Origin of the sequence: Mycobacterium sp. (genome assembly GCF_044370595.1) — a bacterium.
GTDB lineage: Bacteria > Actinomycetota > Actinomycetes > Mycobacteriales > Mycobacteriaceae > Mycobacterium.
Genome location: NZ_JBILVF010000196.1, coordinates 1 through 5,469 on the forward strand (window position 1 = coordinate 1; position 5,469 = coordinate 5,469).

The following is a 5,469-nucleotide window of genomic DNA, read 5'->3' on the forward strand; positions in this document are numbered from 1 at the left end:
AGGCCTGCAGGCCGAGCAGTTCGTTGACCGACAGTGGCACCTCCAGAACCCGGCCGGCCCCCGACCGCGACACCAGGGTCGGCAACGACAGTGCGACGTCGTGGAGTTCATACGCACCGGTCTGGACGGTGGAGATCGGCAACACCCGGTTCTGGTCGCCTAGGACCGCCTCGATGATCCGGGCGGTGGACAACCCGATGGCCAGGTTCGTCGCGCCCTTGCCCTCGATGATCTCGTAGGCCGCATTGACCACGCCGTGGCCGATCTCCGCCCGGGTGGTGTCGTCGAACACCAGGGAGCCACCGGAACGCCACTGCATCGCCGGCACCCCGCCGATCGAGACGCTGGACCACAGCGGAATCTCGGAGTCGCCGTGCTCGCCGACGATGAAACCGTGCACGTTGCCCACGTCGACCCCGGCACGCTTGCCGATCAGATAGCGAAAACGGCTGGAGTCCAACACCGTTCCGGAGCCGAAGATCCTCCCCGGGGCAACCTCGACGGACCGCGCGCCCGCCAGGGTGACCACGTCCACCGGGTTGGTGACGAAGATGATGACCGCATCGGGGGACTGCTCGAGTAGTTGCGGGGTCAGCGTCGCGGCCATCGCCACATTGGTGGCCGCCAGTTCAAGACGGGTCTGGCCGGGTTTCTGCTTGGCCCCGGCGGTGATCACGACGATCGACGAGCCGCCGGTCACGTCGATCGAGTCCGAACCGGTCACCACACAGTTGGGCACGAACTGGCTGCCGTGGTTGAGGTCGAGGACCTCGGCCTGGACCTTCTTGGCGTTCATGTCGTAGAGGGCCAGTGCACCGGCTGATCCGCGGATCAGGCAGGCGTAGGCGATAGCCGTCCCGACACTGCCGACTCCGACGATGGAAACCTTGCTGGTGCGCTGTTCGGACACGTCCGAATTATGCAGCTGTGTTAGCTCGGGGGGTCGGTGATTCGACTGCCCCGGTTCGGCGGCATCGTCTAGTCTTGGCAGCCATGCGAATCCGTCGGCTTCCGCGGCTTCTGTGGTGGAAACGGGGTCTGGTGGCCGGCGCGAGCGGCACCGCGGCGATGGCCGTCTGGTACCACGCCGAACGCACCCTGCGGCGCGGGCACTACACCGGAGTCAAGACCCTCGCCGACGGAACCCCGGTTGAAGGCCTCTGGTCCGACGAGGGTCTCGACTACGACGACAGCGTGGTGCCCGGACAGATCGTGGCCAAGCTGCTGCATCTGCCCAAGCCGAGCAACCGCCAAGCCGGTGCCATCACCCTTGCCTTGCGCTGGAGCTACGGTTCAGCGTTCGGGATCCTGCATGTGTTGCTGCGCAACAATCTTCGTGAGCCCTACGCCAGCATGATCTTCGGTGGGGCGCTGGCGACAATGACCACCGTCGCGTTCCCGACACTGGGCCGCACCCCCTGGCCGTGGCAGTGGCCGTTGGACGCCCAAATCAGCGCCATCGGCAGCCACGGCGCCTACATCGTCACCGCGTCGGTGCTCGATAACGCGCTGCGCTGACGTTGACCACCCGTCAACTCTCCGCGCTTTTTGTGCTGTGCCTGGCGGTGTTCATGGTGGCCGTCGACGGGACGGTGGTCAGTGTCGCGGTGCCGGCGATCACCGAACAACTGCGGCCCGACTACAACCAGGTGCTCTGGATCGGCGACATCTATTCGTTCGTGCTTGCCGGTCTGCTGATCACCATGGGCAACGTCGGTGACCGGGTTGGCCGCAAACGGCTGTTGCTGATCTCCAGCCTGGCCTTCGGTGCGGCGTCAGCGGCGGCGGCCCTGGCCCCCACCGCTGAGTTGCTGATCGCTGCCCGGGCGCTGCAGGGTGTGGCCGGGGCCGGTCTGATGCCCTCCACGCTCGCACTGTTGCGCACCGTCTTCACCGACGACGCCCAGCGTATGCGCGCAGTGGGCCTCTGGAGCGCCAGTGGTGCGGCCGGCGCTGCGATGGGGCCCACCGTCGCCGGCGTGCTTCTGGAGCATTTTTACTGGGGCTCAGTGCTTTTGGTGAATCTTCCGGTTGTCGCGCTGATCGCCGGGGTTGGGGCCTGGGTGTTGCCCGAGGCTCGTAGCGGGACTCGCCACCCGGTGGATCCGCTGTCGGTGGCGTATTCGACTGCAGGCATCCTGGGCGTGGTCTACGGCATCACCGAACTGGCGCACTCCGGACTGTACTTCTGGCCGGCCTACGTCGCACTGGTCATCGGGGCCGTGCTGCTTAGGGTGTTCCTGCGCCGTCAGGGCCGGCTTGCGATACCGCTACTGGATCTGTCGCTGTTCAGCCAGAAGCGATTCAGTGCGGCGATCGTGGCTCAACTCATCATTGTGTTCGCCAACATCGGCGCGCTGTTCTTCCTGCCGATTTTCCTGCGCCAGGTCGGTGATTTCTCGCCGCTGCAGTCCGGGCTGGCGACCCTGCCGGAGTCCCTCGTCAGCCTGGTGACCGCCACCTTCACCGCCCGGCTGATCGGGCGGTGGGGGCACCGCCGCATCCTGCTGCTCGGGTTGTCGGTGGGTGCGGTGGGACTGGTCGGACTCGGCCTGACCATCCCGATCTCCTACCCGGCCATGGTGATTCCGCTGATGCTGATGGGCTTCTCCTTCGGCTCGGTGGTGACCGTGTCCTCGGACCTGGTGCTGACCAGCGCCAGCGCGGATCGGGTCGGCGCGGCGACCGGCATCTCTGAGACGGCCTTCGAACTGGGCACCGCGCTGGGCATCGCGCTCACCGGCAGCGCGGTGTCGGTGCTCTACCTGGTGATCAGCGGCGCGTCGGCCAATTTCGGCGAGGCGGTCGACCCGCGTGCGTTCACCCTCGGCCTCGGCGGCAATTGTGTGATCGTCGGGCTGCTGCTGGGCGTGGTCACCGCCGTCATCGCGCGTGCGCTGCGCAGCCGCGTCAGCGCAGGGTGAACGGGTTTCGCTTTCCCGCCGAGATCGCCGCGATGGCCCAGCGCGGACCGCGGTGGGCGGACTGGGTGGGCTCGCTGCCGACGATCACTGAGCGGATGACCCGGCAGTGGCAGCTACGTCCCGACGGCCCGCCCGGCAACGGCCACTGCTCGCTGGTGGTGCCGGTGCGCACCGCCGACGGCACGGCCGCGATGCTCAAGATCGGTTTCCCGGATCAGGAGTCCGAGCACGAACACCTCGCGCTGCGGCGCTGGGCCGGCGGTGGTGCGGTGCGTCTGCTCAGCGCCGACCCGCCGGTGCGTGCCCTGCTGCTCGAGCGGCTGCGTCCCGTCGATCTGTCGACGCTGCCCCAGCTGCAGGCCGCTGAGGTCGTCGCCGGACTGTACCGGCGGCTGCACGTCCCGGCGTTGCCGTCGCTGCGTCCTCTGTCGTTCTACATCGACCGCTGGACCGCCGATCTGGTGAATCTGCCCCGTAGTGCCCCGATTCCGCGTCGGCTCGTTGAGCAGGCCGGCGCGCTGGGCGACCAGCTGACTAGCGACCGGTCGGTGTCCGACCGGGCTCTGCACACCGACCTGCACTACGGCAACGTGCTGGCCGGCGGCCGCGAGCCCTGGCTGGCGATCGACCCGAAACCGGTCAACGGCGACCCGCACTACGAGCTCGCGCCGATGCTGTGGAACCGGTGGGAGGAGATCTCATCGGAGGTGCGGGACGGGGTGCGGCGGCGGTTCTGGACGCTGGTCGAGGCCGCCGGGTTCGATGCCGACCGTGCGCGGGCCTGGGTCGTGGTGCGGATGGTGCACAACGCGATGTGGGCCGTGCAGGAGGGAACGCAGGCCGATCCGGAGTGGCTCACCAAGTGCATCGCCGTGGCCAAGGCGGTGCAGGACTGACCGTCTCGGCAGCGGTCCTCGGGCTTCTGTCGCCTCAGGATTCGCCGATGCCCAACCACTTCGCCTTGATGAGGTCGTAGTCGCCGTTCTCGCGGATCGACAGCAGTGCGTCGTCGGCCTGCTTGCGCAGGTCACTGCCGAGGGGGAAGGCGATGCCGTAATCCTCGAAATGGAAGATCGGGCTGGCGATCTCGGCCACCCCGGCGCCGTTGTGGGCGACGTAGTACTGCAGCACCGGGGCGTCGGCCACGACCGCGTCGTACCCGCCGTTGGCTAGACCGGCGTAGCATTCTTCGAGCTGGGTCGAACCGGTGAAGCTGACCCCGATCTCATCGAGGTAGGAGGCGGCGGTGGTGTTGGCCTTCGCGCAGACGCTGCGCCCGACGAGGTCGGTCGGTGAGCCGATCTGGGAGTCGAACTTCTCCACGGTGAGGTTGGCGGTCAGGGTTGCGGTGTAGTAGGCGACGAAGATGATGCTCACGAAGGCCCAGAGCACGCCCAGCGCGCGGGTCTGCCAGTGACGGGGTGCGTCGTCGGGGGCGGCGGCCAGCATGCCCAGTCCCCATGCGAAGGCCTGGAAGATGCCCGGGAAGTAGGACTTGGAGACCATCGAGTCGGCGTGGCGGCGTTCCAGCAGCCAGATGATATGCGCTGGAATGACGGTCAGGGCGAAGGCCGCCAGCAGCCAGACCGCCATGGTTTTGGAGAACAGCAGTTTGAGGAAGTCCGACAGTCCGGGCTGGGAGCGTTCGATGGCTCCGGTGGGTACGACGATCTGCAGGCCGGCGTTGAGGATGGGCTGGGAGAAGTCGACCACTTCGGCGCGGTCGGAGGTGATGGAGATCGCCGCGGCCGCGGCGTCGGCGCGCCCGGCGGTGACATCGGCCAGGATGCCTTTGACGTTCTGGCTGTCCAGGTAGGTGAGCGTCCACCCGGTGCGCTTGGCGATCTCATCGAGCAGGTCGATGGTGAACCCCGACCTGACGCCATCCTCGGTCATGACGAACGGTTCGATGTCGTAGGTGGCGACTGTGACCACCCGCGGCGGCGCCGGGGCGGCGGCGGCCAGGCCGGGCAGCCCGCCGATCAGACCGACCAGCACGGCTACTCCGAGAATGGCACGCAGCCGTGCGCTCAGACTCCCGGTCTTCGTATCTCGTCGGATGTTTCGTCGCCCGATGTCAGTCCCCTATGGTTCGCCCGCGCCCAGCCACTTGCGCTTGATGAGTTCGTAGTCGCCGTTCTCGCGGATCGACAGCAGCGCGTCGTCGATCTGCTTACGCAGGTCACTGCCGAGGGGGAAGGCGATGCCGTAATCCTCGAACTGGAAGATCGGGCTGGCGATCTCGGCCACCCCGGCGCCGCCGTGGGCGACGTAGTATTGGAGCAGGGGTGCGTCAGTGACCACCGCCTCATACTCGCCCTTCTTCAGTCCGGCGTAGCAGTCCTCCAGCCTGGGCGCTCCGGTGAAGCCGACCCCCAACTCGGTGAGATAGTCCGACCCGGTGGTGTCGGCGATCGTGCAGACGCTGCGCCCGACGAGGTCGGTCGGTGAGCCGATCTGGGAGTCGAACTTCTCCACGGTGAGGTTGGCGGTCAGGGTTGCGGTGTAGTAGGCGACGAAGATGATGCTCACGAAGGCCCAGAGC

General features: G+C 67.3%; 6 protein-coding genes. 3 read left to right on the forward strand and 3 right to left on the reverse strand.

Features of this window, described 5'->3' with window-relative positions; translation table 11 throughout:
• On the reverse strand, window positions 1-910 hold a 910-nt coding region (locus ADBZ5N_RS17165), incomplete at its 3' end, for an L-lactate dehydrogenase (RefSeq protein WP_526259509.1).
• 83 nt (window positions 911-993) lie between these two features.
• Here ADBZ5N_RS17165 and ADBZ5N_RS17170 point away from each other — a divergent pair.
• Genes ADBZ5N_RS17170 through ADBZ5N_RS17180 form a run of 3 tightly spaced genes read left to right on the forward strand, consistent with a single transcriptional unit; the run spans window position 994 to window position 3,820 of the window.
• Entirely contained in the window at window positions 994-1,518 is a 525-nt protein-coding gene (locus tag ADBZ5N_RS17170) for a hypothetical protein (protein WP_526259511.1), read from the forward strand.
• A 2-nt stretch (window positions 1,519-1,520) separates the two neighbouring features.
• Window positions 1,521-2,924, forward strand: coding sequence for an MFS transporter (locus ADBZ5N_RS17175; RefSeq protein WP_526259513.1), 1,404 nt, complete (start codon window positions 1,521-1,523; stop codon window positions 2,922-2,924).
• 32 nt (window positions 2,925-2,956) lie between these two features.
• Window positions 2,957-3,820, forward strand: coding sequence for an aminoglycoside phosphotransferase family protein (locus ADBZ5N_RS17180; RefSeq protein WP_526259519.1), 864 nt, complete (start codon window positions 2,957-2,959; stop codon window positions 3,818-3,820).
• Between the two features lie 34 nt (window positions 3,821-3,854).
• On the opposite strand, the gene ADBZ5N_RS17185 is transcribed toward ADBZ5N_RS17180, so the two are convergent.
• Together ADBZ5N_RS17185 and ADBZ5N_RS17190 are read right to left on the reverse strand one after the other, a co-directional pair.
• Window positions 3,855-4,922, reverse strand: coding sequence for a transporter substrate-binding domain-containing protein (locus ADBZ5N_RS17185; protein ID WP_526259515.1), 1,068 nt, complete (start codon window positions 4,920-4,922; stop codon window positions 3,855-3,857).
• A gap of 87 nt (window positions 4,923-5,009) precedes the next feature.
• On the reverse strand, window positions 5,010-5,469 hold a 460-nt coding region (locus ADBZ5N_RS17190; protein WP_526259517.1), incomplete at its 5' end, for a type 2 periplasmic-binding domain-containing protein.